This window comes from Sphingobacterium sp. UBA7249 (assembly GCF_002472835.1).
Lineage (GTDB): Bacteria > Bacteroidota > Bacteroidia > Sphingobacteriales > Sphingobacteriaceae > Sphingobacterium > Sphingobacterium prati.
In genome coordinates, this window is sequence record NZ_DKST01000025.1 from 122,781 (window position 1) to 141,467 (window position 18,687).

The 18,687-nt window shown below is 39.4% G+C and carries 10 protein-coding genes; 2 read left to right on the forward strand and 8 right to left on the reverse strand.

From position 1 onward, the window contains the following. Positions 1–128 precede the first annotated feature (128 nt). Both B4A24_RS17140 and B4A24_RS17145 read left to right on the forward strand, forming a co-directional pair. On the forward strand, positions 129–2,492 hold the full coding sequence (locus B4A24_RS17140; protein WP_293946285.1) for a glycoside hydrolase family 3 N-terminal domain-containing protein: 2,364 nt from the start codon (positions 129–131) through the stop codon (positions 2,490–2,492). A gap of 144 nt (positions 2,493–2,636) precedes the next feature. Continuing rightward, the gene (locus tag B4A24_RS17145; protein WP_293946286.1) at positions 2,637–2,816 is read left to right on the forward strand and encodes a hypothetical protein; all 180 of its coding nucleotides are present in this window, start codon (positions 2,637–2,639) and stop codon (positions 2,814–2,816) included. Here B4A24_RS17145 and B4A24_RS17150 read toward each other — a convergent pair. The 8 genes from B4A24_RS17150 to B4A24_RS17185 all read right to left on the reverse strand — a co-directional run bounded on the left by B4A24_RS17150 (position 2,809) and on the right by B4A24_RS17185 (position 18,424). Then, the gene (locus tag B4A24_RS17150; RefSeq protein WP_293946287.1) at positions 2,809–3,843 is read right to left on the reverse strand and encodes a sialidase family protein; all 1,035 of its coding nucleotides are present in this window, start codon (positions 3,841–3,843) and stop codon (positions 2,809–2,811) included. The two genes, B4A24_RS17145 and B4A24_RS17150, sit on opposite strands and share 8 nt — an antisense overlap. 201 nt (positions 3,844–4,044) lie before the next feature. Next, positions 4,045–5,481 carry an alpha-L-fucosidase gene (locus B4A24_RS17155; RefSeq protein ID WP_293946288.1) on the reverse strand — a complete coding sequence of 479 codons (1,437 nt, stop codon included), beginning with the start codon at positions 5,479–5,481 and terminating at the stop codon, positions 4,045–4,047. Between the two features lie 72 nt (positions 5,482–5,553). Continuing rightward, on the reverse strand, positions 5,554–7,134 hold the full coding sequence (locus B4A24_RS17160) for a SusD/RagB family nutrient-binding outer membrane lipoprotein (RefSeq protein WP_293946289.1): 1,581 nt from the start codon (positions 7,132–7,134) through the stop codon (positions 5,554–5,556). A 10-nt stretch (positions 7,135–7,144) separates the two neighbouring features. Further along, positions 7,145–10,492: a SusC/RagA family TonB-linked outer membrane protein gene (locus tag B4A24_RS17165; protein ID WP_293946290.1), complete on the reverse strand. Its 3,348-nt coding sequence runs from the start codon at positions 10,490–10,492 to the stop codon at positions 7,145–7,147. Positions 10,493–10,515: 23 nt separating this feature from the next. Beyond that, entirely contained in the window at positions 10,516–11,640 is a 1,125-nt protein-coding gene (locus B4A24_RS17170) for an ROK family protein (protein ID WP_349681739.1), read from the reverse strand. Between the two features lie 578 nt (positions 11,641–12,218). Beyond that, a complete protein-coding gene (locus B4A24_RS17175; protein WP_293946292.1) occupies positions 12,219–14,129 on the reverse strand; it encodes a SusD/RagB family nutrient-binding outer membrane lipoprotein in 1,911 nt (636 codons plus the stop codon). Positions 14,130–14,140: 11 nt separating this feature from the next. Then, positions 14,141–17,233 (reverse strand): SusC/RagA family TonB-linked outer membrane protein, encoded by a 3,093-nt coding sequence (locus B4A24_RS17180; protein WP_293946293.1) that lies wholly within the window; start codon positions 17,231–17,233, stop codon positions 14,141–14,143. A gap of 24 nt (positions 17,234–17,257) precedes the next feature. Next, the gene (locus B4A24_RS17185) at positions 17,258–18,424 is read right to left on the reverse strand and encodes an ROK family protein (RefSeq protein WP_293946294.1); all 1,167 of its coding nucleotides are present in this window, start codon (positions 18,422–18,424) and stop codon (positions 17,258–17,260) included. Positions 18,425–18,687 lie beyond the last annotated feature (263 nt).

Consider the following 18,687-nt stretch of genomic DNA (forward strand, 5'->3'; position numbering starts at 1 on the left):
TGAATTTTACCTTGATTATTGCTGCTAAATCGTTAATTTAGTGTTTTGAAACCGGTTGCATTGATGGTGTGATGCAAAAAATACAGGTCTCGTAAAATACAAAAAATGGAGAAAATAATAATCTACTTATGAAAGTCCGCATATTACTTTTTACAGCAATCGCAACATTGCTTTCGCCAAAAGTTCAAGCCCAAAAAGTTCCTTATAAAGATAGCACATTGCCTACCGAACAACGAGTCAAAGATCTTTTAGGGCGGATGACCGTGGAAGAGAAGGTCGGGCAGCTGAGCAAATTGCTTGGATGGGATATGTATGAGAAAAGGGGCAAGTATGTTGGCGTTAGCGATAAATTAAAGAAAGCGGTAAAGGAACAACATATTGGATTATTGTGGGCAACGTTGCGTGCCGATCCCTGGACGCAAAAAACATTAATTAACGGTCTTAATCCTGTAGAAGCCGCCCGTGCAACTAATGCTATTCAAAGATATATGTTGGATAGCACCCGGTTGGGTATTCCACTACTGCTGTCTGAGGAAGCTCCGCATGGACACATGGCCATAGGTGCTACAGTATTTTCGACCGCGATAGGACAAGCGAGTACCTGGAATCCGGATCTGATTCAACGCATGGCATCTACAATTGCGCAAGAAACCTATGCCGTGGGGGGTAAAAATGGTTATGGTCCCGTTTTAGATCTAGCGCGGGATCCCCGCTGGTCTCGAACAGAGGAAACATATGGCGAAGATCCTTATCTGATTGGACAGATGGGAAGTGCCATGATCCGCGGTTTTCAGGGTGAAAAGCTGGGACAACAAGATAAAATCATTGGTACATTGAAGCATTTTGTTGCTTATGCGGCACCTGATGGTGGACATAATGGTGAGTCTGTATCGTTTGGTGAACGGAGTTTAAGGCAGTATTTTCTACCGCCTTTCGAACGGGCTGTTAAAGCCGGAGCGGGCTCGGTCATGACTGCCTATAATAGTATTGATGGTATACCTTGCTCGGCAAACCCGTGGTTGTTGAAGGATATCCTCCGGAAAGACTGGGGATTCTCGGGATTTGTGGTTTCAGATCTATTGAGTATCTCAGGTCTGAACGGTGGGCATGCTACAGCAGCGACAGGAGAAGAAGCTGCTTCACAAAGTATACATGCCGGATTGGACGTTGATCTGAGTGGCTCGGGATATGGCCCTAATCTTTTGAAAGCCGTACAGCAGGGGATGGTGGAGTCTGCAGTATTGGATACTGCAGTGGCCCGTGTATTACGTATGAAATTTAATCTGGAACTCTTTGACCGTCCCTTTGTGGATGAAAAACTTGTTGCTCAAAAAGTAGCGACAGCGCAAAATCGAGCTGTAGCGCGAGAAGTTGCCCGAGAGTCTATTGTTTTGCTAAAAAATGAGCAAGATATTTTGCCGTTAAGCAAATCCTTAAAACGTATTGCGGTGATCGGACCAAATGCAGACAATGCCTATAACCAACTGGGGGATTATACTGCGCCACAGGCAGAGGGGAAGGTTCAGACAGTGTTGACCGGTATTCGTGCAGCCCTGGGCAAAGGAACGCAAGTTGATTATATAAAAGGTTGTGCTATCCGTGATACAGCAAATTCTGATATCTCTGCTGCGGTAGCAGCAGCACGAAAAGCGGACGTTGTGATCTTGGTGCTTGGCGGCTCTAGCGCCCGGGATTTCAAAACCTCCTACCAAGCGACGGGTGCGGCGAACGTTGACCCCAATACGGTCAGTGATATGGAGAGTGGGGAAGGGTTTGATCGTGTCTCTTTGGATATGATGGGCCATCAATTAAAACTGATGAAAGCAATCCAGGCGACCGGAAAACCTGTTGTGCTAGTGACTATTATGGGAAGGCCACTTAATCTGAACTGGGCTGCGGAACATATTCCCGCAATTGTGAACGCCTGGTATCCCGGACAGGAGGGCGGATTGGCCATTGCTGATGTTCTGTTTGGCGATTATAATCCTGCTGGTCGTTTACCGATTTCTATTCCGCGCTCCGTGGGGCAGCTTCCTGTACATTACAATCATACAAAACCGAAACATCACGATTATGTGGAGATGTCTGCCAAACCTTTGTACGCTTTTGGTTATGGATTAAGTTACAGTAAATTTAACTATAGCAACCTACAGGTCGGACTGACCGAAGGCGCAGATGATTTTGTGTGTACAGTTTCCTTTGATGTCGAAAATAAGGGTAGAGTGGTCGGCGATGAAGTGGCACAGTTATACGTTGTCGATGAGGTTAGTTCGGTAGTAACGCCCATTATGCAGTTGAAACGATTCGAACGTAAACCTATTGCTGCCGGAAAGAAAGAGACTTATACCTTCCAATTGAATAAAGAAGACCTCAAGCTTTGGAATGCTAATAATGCATGGAAAACAGAGAATGGGAAATTCAAGTTGCTGATTGGCGCATCATCCGACGATATTCGATTGAAAGGGGAGATGGAGCTAAAGAAGGATTATTAGCCGCATTATTTGTGGCGAGGGAATAAATCTTCTGTCAGTAGTATTTTGCGCTGTGGGTGGGAGATCTTGCTGCCTGTAACAGACGGCCATCGAAATAAAAAAGTCCCCCGNNCGGGGGACTTTTTTATTTCGACACCTGGCAAAATGACACAAACCAGTGTCGGAACGATTTCCCCTCGTTGGGAAATGGAAATTCCACTTGCCGAAGTATCCTCGACCAAGGCCGAATCTATTTTTCCATGTGACGGAATCAACGTATTGCACCGCGAACTCATACAGCCGGAGTGCAGAACCGTGCTTTTGTTATCCCGAACAATTATTTAACGACTATATGTTTGATATTTTTCCTATTCCAAGTATAGGTGATATGTATTAAACCACTGTTATCTTGTATAATTGTGGGGTAAGAATACTCGTCGCCCTTGACCCCGTTTTCAAGTACAAGAGCGTCTTTCCATTGTAGACCATTTTTGGAGATAGCGACACGGAGCTTTGTACGGCCTTCCCACCAATCTTTCCCTGCTATAGCCGGATTGTAAACGATCATAAACAAACCATTTTTCAATCGAATGGCATCGGTTGCCGAATTCGGATTGAGCAAGTTGGTGGCCTGCCACGGCTCCCAGGTGTTGCCTTGGTCGGAAGAAAAAGCACTCATTACCTTATTTTCTTTACTGCGACAAAGTACTTGAATCCGTCCATTTGAATGTTGGACAATGCTTGGTTGAATTACCTGGATGCTGGTGTCTGGACGTATTTTACTGATGGACCACGTTTTACCCTGATCGCGACTGATTTCTACATGTGCTTTCCAGATTTCGTCTTTTGATTCGGTACTGGAAGGCGAAAGCAGTAATCCATCGCCTAGACTGAGTGGCTTGTTTTTGATTGGTCCCAATATACCCTCAGGTAGTTGTTGAGCAGTAGACCAATGATGACCTTTATCAAGTGAGTATTTAAAATAGCCTTTCCATTCGCGTGGATTAGGACCAATTTTGTAAAATAAATATAGGGTATCATGCTGTGGGGATTGATATAGCACGGGATTCCAGGTTGGATAGCGCTTATCTGGAAGGATCCCATCTGCGATTTGAACTGGGGGCTGCCATTGTCCATTGGCATAGTACGAACTCCATATTACTACATCAGGATTGGATTCATGAGAGCCGCCAAACCAACAGGCCAACAAGCTATCTTTGCCGATGGATTGAATGGTCGAAGCATGGCATTGTTTGAAGTTGACCTGTCCTTCTTGGAAGATCCGCTGTGAAGAGCGGATTCGTGGACTGTAACTTGTACATGAATAAAATATTGCGGGCAACAAAGTTAGAAATAGGGCTATCTGTTTCATTCGGATAGGATAAGCTATTAAGGTCAAACGATATTTTCTATTGATATTATTGAGTTATTCTGGCAAGCATTGAGGCTGTAGATTGGCGTAGCTTAATTTGCTAGCTTGTCTACCGTCAGTGAACAACCGTGAGAACCCGACGTCGATACCTCATGATAGGAGAACAAAAAAGCAGCGGAACTAAGTCCAGCTGCTTTTTTATTATTTGCTTTGCAATTGGATTGCGGTAGCATAGTTGAATCTTGTACCCGGACTTCTCAAGGTGATCTGATTGTCATGTTGCGACCAATCCAAACGACCTTTATGGCCCAAAATTGTGATTTTTTTTACCTTAAAATTGTCTGGAACCTGAAAGACATATTCATTCGGTTGTTGATATTTATCTCCTTCAGAGAGATGAAATACATTGACGATTTTACTGTCCTTACTTCTGGTATAATAGTAATCACCTTGGTGATAAGGAGCAATGGTACGTGTCGCATACACAGCATTCTGATTGATTTTCATCCAAGCAGCCAATTCGTTTAAACGGTCATATGCTGCTTGATCGTAATCCCCTTTTGGGCCGGGGGCGATATTGAGTAAATAGTTACCACCTCGAGCGATAATCTTGACGAGGGTTTCGACGATTTTCTTGGTTGGCTTATAATTATCGTTGGGGACATAGCTAAACGAGTCACCCATGGTAATACAGCTTTCCCAGGGAATGTCCAAGGGATGTTCGGGTATGGCCTGTTCCGGTGTTACATAATTTTCCCAGTTACCAGGAACTGTACGGTCTACGACAATGATTCCGGGCTGATTTTTTCGGGCCATTCCACCGATGCGATCCATGTCAATATCTTGTTCAACTTTGATGGTTCGTTGCCAGTCAACAGATTGATCGATCGTTTTGAATGGACGTACCCAACCACCGTCTAACCATAAGATATCGACCTTGCCATATTCGGACGTAAGTTCATTAATTTGGTTATAGGTATAGTTTTTGAACTTCTCCCAGCGCTCGGGGTGCTTTTGGGGATCGTAGTTTACATTGCGATCTTTTGGTGGGAAATAATTCCACCAGTAATAATCTGTATGCCAATCTGGTTTGGAGAAATATGCGCCGATTTTGAACCCGTCATTGCGAAAGGTATTGAAGATTTCCTTGGTGACGTTTGCCTTTGGATTGGAAGAGAAAGGTGTTTTGGTAGAAGTGATCTTATAATCCGATTCTTTGGTGTCAAACATGGCGAAACCATCGTGATGTTTGGTCGTAAAGACGACATACTTCATTCCGGCTGCTTTCGCGGCATCGGCCCATTTTTGCGGGTTAAAATCCGTGGGGTTGAATGTTGTTTGTAGATTTTCGTAGTTCTTTACGTATTCGTTGTAAGTTGCGCCATGTTCAGCTTTGCGTTGTGTCCAGCCTTCATCTTCCGGACATAAGCTCCAGCTTTCTACGATTCCCCACTGACTATAAGTTCCCCAATGCATGAAAAGACCAAATTTCATGTCTTGCCATTGTTCCAGATTTTCAACCACCAATGGATCGGTAGGTTTCTGATAACCACCAGACACGTTGTGTGCCTGTCCTAAGGCCAAAGTTGAGGTTGTCGCTAGCAATGCGGTTGATATAATAGTTGTCAGTTTTTGCATGTATAAATATAATGAAAATGAGAATAAGAAAGCCACTCGGGAGTGGCTTTCTGTCGGTAGTTGTAGTGTCGATTAATTAACGTCCCAGAATAGCTTTATGTTGGGGCTATCCTGATCTTTAACTTCGTTATAATTTGCTGTGTTATAAGTTGCCTCTGTTTGTGGCAATGTTAACTTAAATGGTATTGTTCTTTGTCTGTCTGAATTGAGTGTTGGAATTGTAAATTTAGGATAATCCAAACGCCTTTGTTCTGACCAGTTCTCTACGGCTTGGAACAAGTTGAAGTGTAACCACTTTTGGGTAGCGATTAACTGGATTTTACTGCTCGCGCCATCCCAGTTGACTGCTTTGACAAAGTTTTCGATGCTTGTTGCGGTCGGTTTGCTTGGACCCGCTACAAGCTGCTCGTCACTTTTTGTTGATATATCGTAGTACAAGTTTACTGATTCTCTTAAACCATTTTCAAATGCCTTTTTTGCTTCAGCATCATTACCCTTTTTGTTGTAATATTCTGCTAGCAGAAAGTTAACCTGTGACGCGCTGATCAAGATCCCAGGAAGGTATTTATTACGTGACAATGTATGTCTATTGTAGAAACTTAATGTTCCTCCACGGGCTAAGTTTGACTGTTCATTTTCGCCTAAACTCTGGTCTAAACCAATATATTTTCCAGCCGATTTTTCACCTTTTTCAAATAAGATAGGTAAACGAGGATCTGTTGTTGCAACCATGGCATCAATCATTGGTTTACTACCGAAGTTTGCATACCAGCCATCTGTTTCAAATGCACCTTTTATATCTTCCGATTTAATATCAGAGTTGATATTAAAAATATCAAGTTGTGCATTGTCTGCGTTAGTAAGTATTAAAGGATTTGTGTCCTGGGCTTCAATGATGCTTGCAATTTCGGTTTGTGCTCTCGCTGCAAATTGGCTGCTTGTGGATACACGAGTCAGCATTCTTAACCGAAGGGAGTTACAATACTTCTTCCATAGCTCCATGTCGCCATTATTGATCAGGTCCTGTGTTCTGAAAGCTCCCGTAAAAGTGGCGGGAATTTTAATTTCATACAGCTCTGCACTAATAGACTTTAATTCGTCTAACATGGTTGTGTAGATATCCGTTGCTTTATCATATTTAGGATAAGAAATAGTATAGTCTCCATTATTGGTGTTTAATAGCCCCGCCTGCGTCCAGGGAATATCGCCAACGAGGTCTACCATTTGTTGCGTCTGATCATAGAATATAACCTTTGCTGCAAGGAGCATGACTCTTTTTTCAGTCTTCTCGTTTTCGGTCTGACTTTCGAACAACCTTAGAAACTCCTTATATTGGGCCAAGCCAGCATAATATTTATTCCAACGCTCTTCAATAGCCGCAGAACCGGGTACCAATTGATTGGCTTGATTGATCGAACCGAGGTTTTGAATGTAAAGATTGATTGTTGGTCTTAACGTTATAAAATAATTGCCATATGTGGGTATAATTAATGCTCTAAAATCATAGATCATGCCAGTGAACTGTTTCTCAATTGATGTTTGAGCCGCCTTTGAAGGATCATTGTAGTACTCACCAAAAGAGCTTTTTTTACAGGATATTATTGTCAATAAGGTGGCTATAGTAAGCCCCATAAATAAAACTGATTTTTTCATTTTCATAAAATTAGAAGCTAGCACGTAGCATTAAACCATAAGTTCTCGTTGCAGGTGAAGTCCCTGCATTCGATACGCTGTTAATCCAGTTAGATCCACCTGTCATTTGTTCAGGATCCAGGTCTTTGATAGATCTATAGATAAAGAATAGGTTACGCCCAAAAGCAGATAACTGGATGTTTTTAGCTTTTAGTTTATTGGCAACAGATGCAGGCAAACGGTAACCAATCGATATCTCCCGCATTTTTACGTAATTGTTCTTTTTGACATAAAGCTCATAACGGGATTGCGAATATTGCGGTCCGCCCCAGTTATAGGTGTTTGCATAATAAGTTGCTTGGGAGATAACGTTTGTATTCGAAGAACCGTCAGCCAATACACCATCTAGAAGCATCCCGTCGTGATAAACTGTTTCGCCATTTGGCCCAGTGGTCTCATTTGTAGCAATACCAACGGTACTACCATTAGCATTCTTAGCTTGGTAGTAACTCATTCCACCGTGCTCTGTATCCATATTATTTAGACTTTCTTCAAGTAGACCACGACTAATCATCCAGTTAGTACCTGTAGGCATAACACTACCGCCAAGCCGGAAATCCATTAGCACATCTAAAGAAAAGTTTTTGTACGAAAAGTTATTGATCAAACCGCCAACAGCTTTCGGCAATGCATTTCCAGCCTTTATCCATTTGTCACCATCTATTTCATAAAGTCCATTTGAGGAAACTACACGGTTGCCATTTTCGTCCATTTTGGTTGGTCTAACCATGATATCGCCCATGGACTGGCCGACATTGGCTACAAGTTGTGCAGCGTTACCATCATAGTCTCTGAGAAGAAGTGTGGAAGCATTGCCCGGAAGAGAAACAACCTTATTATTGTTCATCGAAAAATTAAGCGTTGAGCTCCATTTAAAATTCTCCTTTTGTATCGGTGTTCCATTGATGGCAAATTCCCAACCGGTGTTTCGCAAGGAGCCAACATTGGCGAGTATCGAATTTGAACCGCTTGAAATAGGTAGGGTATAGTTAATGATTTGATCTTTTACTAAACCATTGTAGTATGTCACATCTAAACCTAGACGACCGTTGAGCATTCTGGTTTCTAAACCAAATTCAATCTCATTTTTCGTTTCGGGTTTGATATCTATATTACCAAAACCAGTTGTAGGAAGTGTCGAATAAATAACGGAAGCACCGTTTGTAACCTGTGGGCCCAATGTTTTTACCGTATAGGCAAGGGCGCTTTTATAAATGTCAGGATAACTGCCCACAATACCCCAAGAAGCTCTCAATTTAGCATAATTGAAGAATTCAGGTAATTTAACAGCATCGGATAAGATAAAACTTGAGTTGACTGAAGGGTAGTAAAGCACATTGTTGTCGGGATTCATTGTGGAAATCCGTTCACGACGTATCGTACCCTCCACATTCCAAAATTGTTTCAGGTTAAAATTCAATGTTCCAAAAACAGCATCGCGCAACATATAGTTCCGATAATTGTAACGGTCGTTTCTTATCGGTTGGTTTAATGAAGCGTTGACATCATACCAGTCGCGTACTGTCAAACCACCACTGGTTTCATTTTGGACGTAAGTGTCCTGTGAACGAGTAGCTGTGTAACCGGCAACCACGCCAACCTTAATATCTTCATTGATATTTTTATTATAAGTTGCTAAAAAGTCCGTGTAATAAATATTTGCGTTTTGGTTCCCAAGCGAAAATCCTCCCGAATTTCCGAAAGCCAAAGGAATTTCATTTGGCTGTCTGCTTTCAGTCCGTTGTGATGTGACATCTGCTGATACACGGCCTCGTAGTGACAAGTCATCAGTGATGCTCCATGTTGCTGTATATGATCCGATCAAGCGATTCGAATATTCGTCATATTGTTTTGCTTTCGTATCCCAAAGGAAGCCCAAGACATCGCCACGGTATCCAAAGTAACGGATATCCTCATTTGGAGTGAGTGATTGTGTATTTGGATCTTTAATAACATATTTATAGCCCAAACTTGTTTTGTATTTGTTTAAATACCATTCTGGATTATCAAATGTAGAAATCATACCACCGGTATTATTGATCAATCGGTCTGTCAGAAAAGGCCTATTGTGCGTGTGCTGATTGACGAAATTGACAACTACATCATTTTTAAATTTTTTCCAAAGGGTGAAGCTGGCATTGAGATTGGCAACATTCTTTTTATTATATGAATCCAGCGCCGTCATCTGGTTGTCCTGACGTGTTAGCGAGAACCGTATATTTGAATTCTCGGAAGTATTGCCGATCGCTAGGTTGAATATGCTGTTGTTAGGATTGTTAAAAAATTTGTTATACGAGTTTTGTGCCGAATAGGGTCTAACTTGTCCATCCCATGAAATAATATCTTTACCGTCAAATTTTGGACCGAAGTTCAGGCTGGTATTCATCACGCCACGAGTAATCCCATTGATTTTATCTTCATCACCATAGTAAAAAAATAAATCATCCGCCTGTTTAACATCATTATACGCTTTGGAGTATCCCGGTCCGCGGACATCTTGAAATCGGGGTAGATAAGCAATTTGATCATGGGTATATGTTGCATTAAAATCAACGGAGAAACCTTTGCCGGCCTTCCCTGATTTTGTGGTAACCAAGACAACCCCGTTCATTGCTTCCGATCCATATAAGGCGGCAGCCGATGCACCTTTAAGGATACTGATATTTTCGATATCTTCCGGATTTAAATCCTCCAGACCATTACCTCTGGCACGCTGATCACCCCAGTAATCGGAATTGTTAAACGATGTTTGACGCATTGGTACCCCATCTATAATAACAAGTGGCTGGGAGTTTCCCGTGATTGAATTCGTTCCGCGGATATTGATATTGATACCTGAGGTAGCGCCACCTGGAGCAGCAGAGATGCGCACACCGGGTGCTTTACCATATAATGCTCCAGCAAAGTTGGGAGACCCTGTTTTTGTTAATTCTTTCGAATCTACCGTACTCATGGCATAGCCAAGTTCTTTTGGAGCTCTCTTAATACCCATGGCTGTAACGACAACCTCTTCTAAAGCAGAAGCATCTTCAGTCAATTTAATATTAATTGTTTTAGTTGCTCCAACGACAATCTCTTGAGGTTTGTATCCGACGATGGATACGCGTAACGTTTCGCCCTGTGAGGCTTGAATTGTAAAAGATCCATTTGCTGTGGTTTGGGTACCTCTTGTCGTGCCTTTGATGGAAATCGTAGCACCAGAGATCGGTCCCTTTGCATCTGAAACTATTCCAGTAATGCTCTGCTGCGCATAGAGCGATGTAGCACTGAATAGTGTACATAAGGCCAGTCCCGCAGTTCTTTTGTAAAATAGACTCATGTTTTAGGTATTTGTGTAAAATATTAGTTTATTATGCGTTCGATAAATTTTTCTATTACTAAGGCAGTAGTTCCCACTTGTTGAGCATTCTTATGTAGAGCGGAGATACTAAGTGTCGTTTTTTTAGCAATTTTTGGAATGCAATATTCATTGACAGCAACCTGGATATGCGGTGCCAGAATTTGACCTATCTCTGCTCCTCGACCACTGATGATAATTCGATGTGGATTAAGAATATGAATAAGTGTAGATATTCCTTTTCCTAATAAGTATCCGATTTTTCCAATATTATTAATAGCTACTTGATCCCCAATATGTATGGCCTCTATCAGCGCCTCGACCTTGTTGATATGTTCTTTTTCTAGTTTTCCGTATATGGAGTATTCTCCCTTTTTGATGTCTCTTTGGATATTTCGAATGGCTGCGCTAATGGATGCTTCGACTTCGAGGCACCCTCTTTTTCCGCAAGAACACAAGGTCAACGTATCGGAAAGCGGAATATGACTAAATTCACCAGCATATCCCGATGTTCCCTTAAATATGTCATCGTTGATCAGGATGCCGAGCCCAACACCCCAATTTAGATTGATGACAAGTGAATGATGAGACTCCTGTGCCGCACCGAATTTTTTTTCAGCCCATGCGACACAACGAGAGTCATTGTCAATTACAACAGGGATATTAAACTTAAGTTCGATTTGCTCTCGCAAATTGTATAAAGGAGCCCCTTCGCTGTAGGATTCATTTAGTCCAGTTTCGGAGTTGACGAATCCAGGCATGCTAATTCCAATGCCTATGACTAGATGTGTTTCGATTTGCGCTGAGGCTATAAAATTGACAATTGAATCAATTATCGATTCGGATGCTTTATGATCTCTTAGATCAATAGGAATGTTGTTTTCTGTGTATAAGACCTCTGCTTTTAAATTGGATGAAGCAATGGAGGTGTAGAACTGGTCGATGGCAATGCTTATGACGATATGATTTAAATCTTCGTTTAATGTATATTGAATAGCTTTTCTTCCTCCCGTGGAAGCCGCATACCCGTTCTCTACAATAATATCTTTTTTAAGTAAACCATTTATTTGTTTCGTAACAGAAGGAATACTTCGAGATAATGAATTTGCTATTTCTGCAATCGGTTGCATTGGACGGTAATACAAATTCCTTAAAATATCGACAATCATAAATTAGTTCAAGTTCAGTAAAGTTATTATTCGATTCTATGAGTTTAAATTGATATTTTTTAATATCAAAGTTAGTTTGTGCAATTTTGATCTAAACTAATATTGTTACATCAGATTCGATCATTGATTAAATAAAGATATATAGTATTTGTATTAAGTTCAAAATTCTTTTTAAATTTTTTAAAAAGAATTAATAAAAGCATATGATAAATAGATAAGATTGCGGTTTTTATAGCGAAATCGAGAAATGTATTTGTAACAGTTATATGATAAAGTATGTGATTTGGTGTAGTTCCAAACCATATGACGGCGTTCGGTTATGGTTTAACGATAATGGAATTTATGTGTCTTCGGCACAAACTGATCTTTTCAGAAATGTGCGTTCAATGATTATTCTTTATAATTATTATTTTTCAGAATAATTTTCAATTTTGGTAAGTACGAATTTGTAATTTTGAGAGAGTTTCATTAGTTAGGATCCAAATAAAAAGGAGGTACATTTGCACCTCCTTTTTATTTGGACTACTTGTGAGAAATGTTTATTTCTGCTTTGCCCACCACAATGGTGTTAAAACTTTATCAGAACCTCCCAAAAGAGAGATAGCTTGCTGATACTTGTCAGGGGAAGCTTCTCTGAAAGAAGAAGGATAGTTTAATCGTTGCGGGAAGAATTTGATACTACTAGTCATCATATTATTTGCATTCAGATCTGGCAAGTTCGGTAATGCATTTTCAATTGCTGGATTTTCAAAAAATGGTAATCCCAAACGTCTTTGATCATTCCATGATTCAAGTGGTAACCATGGTAAATTAGCAATAAATTTTTGTGTAATAATTTTTGTTAATAAATCATTGCGTACCGAACCATTTTTATATAACGTGTTGACAGGATATTTTATGCTAACTGTTCCGGGAGCATTAGTATATCCATCAATATAATTCATGCTATGGTTATTACCTGGTTCGGTTGTATGAGTGAATTTTACCGAAGTTCCAACACGATTATAGTTTTCTGAATTTAAATAATTGCTAGCAAATGCACCTACACCCCAGTAATCAAAACTAGCTTTTATACCATTTTCATACGCTTGTTGAGCGCTTGTACCTGTTGACCATCCTCTTACAGCAGCTTCAGCCAGAAGGAAGTATGATTCCCAGTTAGCGAAGAATATTCTACTACTTGTACTTGCTCTAAATTGTTGACTTAATGCTGGAACTTTTCCTACTAAAGTTGAACGTAGCCTATTATTCGTTCCTTTGGCGCCCCAGTCCCCTAGAGAAAAAGCATTCCACGTATATTTTGTGTTTACTTTTATTTGATTAGATCCGTTCACCAAAACTTCTTCCTGTGTTTTCGCGTCATCAGTCCAAGATGGATATAAAGAATAATTGGAATTACTTAAATCTCCTGGAATATAAAATGCTTTGTATGCGCGTGGGTCAATTTTATTAGGAAGTCCATCTAACCAATATCCTGCTGAAGGATCATTTGTTTGTGTAGTGAAATGATTAGAATAGCGTTTGCCAATATAATTTTCGTCTTTAATAGAAGATTTTAGATCCGAGGCAACTAATTGATCAGATTTTATTCCTCCTAAGCCAATATAAAGATTGTTTAAAGTAGCAGATAATGTCTGCGCATTCCATTCTCTGCTCATTACTCCAGACAATGGATCCCATCCTGTTTTTTCTGCAACAGTAAAATTATCCGCAGCAGTTGCAATATATTTATTTGTTGTAGCAGCAGCTTCAAATTCAGCTTTTGCTTTCGCAGCATCTACTTCCGACAAACGCATTGCTAGTCGCATACGCATAGAGTTTGCATATTTGATCCAGCTATCGTATTTAAATCCATATGCTCTGTCAAATTTTAAGACATCTTCAGGTATTTTTACATTCGGGTCAATTTTTGAAATAGCATCTTTTAACTCATCGAATAAATAATAATAAACATCTTTAACAGGTTTGTAATCAGGATTTACGCCTTCGGCATAATCAATTGGAACTGGGCCAAAGTTATCACTTAGTTCGCTGATAAGATAAGCTCTCCATATTCTCGATATTTGAAGGATATTGTTCGTGTAATCTTTTGCTGATCCAGCTTTGATTTCGTCATTGGCAATTTGAATTCCTTTACTTGCATTTTTAATCCATTCTGCTGAATATCTGTAATATTCTTTCGACCAGTCGTCATTCACCGTTCCCAATGCGAGTCCGTTTGTCATATGTTGTCTTCCCGCTGTTTTCCAATCCAACACAAATATTCGTTCTGCTATGTTTGGATCTTGCTGGGCTCCTGTTAGCGAGTTATTGAAAAAATACTCAATTTTAACTTGTGTTTCATTTGCCTTTAAGGGGTCAATATTTATTTCTTCAAATTTTGAACAAGAAGAAAATGTGATAGATCCAAATAATATGGCTATTCCTATTTTTGATTTAAAATTTTTCATTTTTTTAATGTTTAAAAACCTAATGTTACGTTAAAGAAAAATGATCTTGAAGTTGGTGTGGAGAAATTTTCAAAACCTGTCGCATTCGAATTAATCGCAAATACTGATTCTGGATCGACGCCGTTTGCATAGCTTTTTATCATCCAGACGTTATTTGCTGTCACACTAATCTTTGCACGTTGTATAATACTATTTTTTAGTATTGTACTTGGGAAATTGTAACTTAAACTTAGGTTTCTTAATCTAATATTAGTAGCATCATATACATTGGCTTCGCCGATACCAAAGTTTCCAGATGTTGTACCAACTTGATTCCAATATAACTGTTGAGTTGTTTCTACAGTATTTTTTGCATAGCCAGTCCCCGAGCTAACCACACCGTCAACTAACAACTTATCACGTTGGCCATTAGGAGCAGTTACTTCTGCACTACCATTTACTTGCAGGTTCAGGTTTGTCCCCGAGTAGAATTCACCGCCAAATCTTCCATCAACTAAAAAACTCAAACCAAAATTTTTATAGGCAAAGCTGTTTGTCCATCCCACAAGAGCCTTTGGCGCTTGGTTTCCTAATTTTACCATTTGACCATTGGATTGTGGGAGACCATTGCCGCTTAGAAGTAACTGCCCATTATATTCGCTGTTAGCGTCCTCAACCCGAAGAAATTTTGTGCCATAGATGTCCCCATATAAACTTCCCTTTACAGCTCGGACTGCAATATTGTCATAGGATCCTAATGGATAAATATCACTCGCAGCGCTTAAATCAATTATTTTATTTCTATTGTTTGAAAAATTAATGCTTGAGGTCCAGCTGAATCCTTCTCTATTATCAAATATACGACCATCTAAAACAACTTCAATACCGGAGTTTTGGATATTTCCAGCATTGATTTTTTCAAATTCATAGCCACTGAAAGGATCAGCGGGTATATTAATAATTTGATTGGTTGCATTGTTTTTGTACCATGCAAAATCAATTCCCATTCTACTTTGGAAAAATCGAGCATCAAAACCAAATTCTATAGTTTTAATCAATTCGCTTAAGATGCCTGGATTGAATTTAGTGTTTGGCATTCCAGCAGTGGTATTACCGTTAGGATCTTTTCCGATATTAAACACATTGTATAACTGGAATGAACTTAAATCATTACCTACTTGCGCATATGATCCTCTTATTTTGGCAAAACTTAACCATGATGGTAGTTGTCCCCCATTTTTGGTGACCATGTCCGAAATAACTAATGATGTACTGACAGATGGATAGAAAAATGATCTGTTGTTATTTCCTAATGTAGAAGACCAATCATTTCTTCCGGTAAAGTTAATAAACCAATAATTGTCATAGTTTATTTCTCCATTGGCATAAAGAGAATTGATCTGTTTAGTGGCTAGGGATTGGTTTACCACTGGATTTGAAATGCTATTTTGGATGTAGAATAGATTCGGAACTTCCAAATTTCCAGCATTTGCGTCTAATCCAGTTGATTTTTGTTTCATTATTTGCCCAAATAGAGACAATGCTCCACCCCATTTGCCAACTAAATTGTCTTTTTTAGCATTTAAAGCCAAAGTAAAATTGTTCTCAAAAAAAGTGTTTTTACCTAAACCATATTGCCCTGTTGCGCTTATCGGACTTCCTGCATAGGTTTTATTTTCATAATTAGTTGTATATTGATCTCTTCCTAACCTCGCTTCAGCATTTAACCAATCATTGAATTTGTATTGAATGCTTCCATTCATTAAGAAGCGATCACGGATATCTTGATTTAATTTATACTTTGCCAGCCAGTAAGGATTGATAGAATTTGTTGTGCCATACCAATTCATATTGCCCTGCGCATCTATTGGGTTTTTGAAATCTAAGATATTTATTGAACGTGGCATCGTAAATAATGTACTATACATATTTGATGTATTATCGCCTGATGCTGGTCTATTTTTCGCATTGGTATTCATGTATTGTACCTTTACGTCTGTTGTCCAACGATCATCAGGACCAAAAGATGTATTTACTTTGGTCATTAAATTCAGACGTTCTAAGGAAGATCCGGGGATCTTACTTTGATCGTTTAGATAGGTCGCCGAAGTATAGATATTGGTTTTGTTGAATTGTTGTTGGAAAGTTAAATTTTGAGTGTGATTGACACCTGTTTTGAAAAAGTTACCAATATTGTCGTAAGCTTGACTAGTTAGTCTTTCACCCCAATTTTCTGTGCTTGTAGGATTATTGACACCGTCTTTCCCCTGTCCATAGGTGCTTTGCAGCTTTGGCGTCATAAATAGAGTCTCCAGTCCTAATGTTGAGGAGTATGATATACCGGCTCCTTTTTGAGCTTTCCCAGATTTTGTTGTAATAATAATTGCGCCATTACCAGCTCTTGAACCATAAAGAGCTGAGGCTGCCCCGCCCTTAAGGACAGACATACTTTCGATATCTTCTGGATTGATGTCGCCTAAACCGCCTCCCATATCCGTTCCAGGATTCCACATGTCATTATTTGTCTGTCCAATACCATTGGTTGCACCAAGGAAATTGTTTAATGGTACACCATCAACTATAATAAGAGGCTGATTATCCCCTGTTAAGGAATTATTTCCTCTAAGTGTTATTTTTGTCGAGGAAGCTGGACCAGCGGATCCTTTAATTACCTGTAGACCGGATACTTTTCCCGCTAATCCGTTGGCAACATTATTTTCTTTTGCATCAACTAATTGATCCCCCTTGACATCTTGAAAAGAATAACCCAATGTTTTCTTTTCTCTTTTTATACCCATCGCTGTGACAACAACTTCTCCTAAAGTAGCTTCATCAGTTGTTAAAGCAACATTAATCGTTTTAGTTGTGGTGACCACAATTTCTTGGGATTTGTAGCCTATTAGTGAAATGCGTATTATTTCACCTTGAGCAGCTTGAATGTTAAATTTTCCATCTGCTCCTGATTGGGTAGCTCGAGTTGTCCCTTTTACTGAGACAGTGGCACCCGATAATGGCCCCTTGGCATCTGAAACTGTTCCAGAAATGCCTTGCTGTGCAAAAAGCGAGGTGGCACTGAAGAGAGTGCACAACGCTAATCCAGCTGTTTTTTTGTAGAATAGACTCATTGTTTAGTGTTTATTTATTAATAATTATTTAGTTAGGATTTTGCCGATATAGTTTTCTACTACAATAGCAGCAGTACCCTTTATTTGCGCATTTTTATTTAGGTTAGACATTTGGATTTGCGTAGTTTTCGCTATTTCGGGTATACAAAATTCATTGATTGCAATTTGAATTTGTGGATTCAAAATACGTCCTAATTCAGCGCCCCTACCACTGACGACAATCTGTTTAGGATTTAAAATGTGAATTAAAGTTGAAATTCCCTTACCCAACATATACCCTATTTTTCCAATATTATTAATGGCTATTTGGTCTCCCACATTACTTGATTCAATCAAAGCATCTATTTTGTTAAGCTTGCTCTTGACAAATGTGCTGTAAATTGAATATTCATTTTTTTCGATGTCGTTTTCTGTATTTCGAATAGCTGCATTTAACGAAGCTTCTACTTCTAGGCAGCCTCGTTTACCGCAAGAACAAAGCGTATTGTTATCAGAGAGCGGAATATGGCTAAATTCCCCTGCAAAACCCGATTCTCCTTTAAATATAGCTCCATTGATGATAATTCCTAACCCAACCCCCCAATTAAGGTTAATGATCAACGAGTTTTCAATGTTTTTTGCCAAACCGAATTCCTTTTCTGCTAGTGCTATGCAACGCGAATCATTTTCGATTACTGTAGCAATCTTGTACTTTTTCTCTATGTTGTTTTTTATCTTGTAGAGTGGGTGAGTAATAGGATAGGACTCATTAACTCCGAGTTCCGAATTGACAAATCCGGGCATGCTGAGACCAATTCCAATAAGCCTGTCAAGGATTATGTGGGAGGAAGCTAAGATTCTTTCAATTTCTGATAGAAGTAAATCGGAAGAGTGACTAGATTGTAATTCCAACGGAATATCTCTATGCTCAGCAATCGTATTTTGAATCACATCTGTCAATGTAAACGTGGAAAAATATTGATCAGCGGAAATAGTTAATATATAGAAATTTAGTGATGGGTTCAATGCAAACTGGATAGGGCGTCTTCCTCCTGTAGATTCAGCAAATCCACATTCGATAATAATTTTTTCCTCCAAAAGCCGATTGATAACCTTTGTAATTGAGGGAGTGCTCTTTGCTAGTTTCCTTACTAATTCTGCTATAGATAGAGCGGTATCAAAATAGAGGTTTTTTAAGATTTCTTTTTCCATTGGTATTTGAAACGTTCATAAAGTTGGTTAAACTTTTGTTAAAGATATATTAAAAAAAAATTAAGTTCAAAAAACTTTTTAAAATTATTTAATAAGTATGCGTTTTTTTAATGTAAAGCGAGTTAAACTGGCAACTATTGTAACAATTGTTTGTAATAAGGTTTTCTTATTATTGTTATTAACTAAATGCGCCGGGCGCCAAGAACTATTGGATTTTTTGCTTATTGTTGATCCGGGAAAAAATACTCTTTTGTTTCGAGATT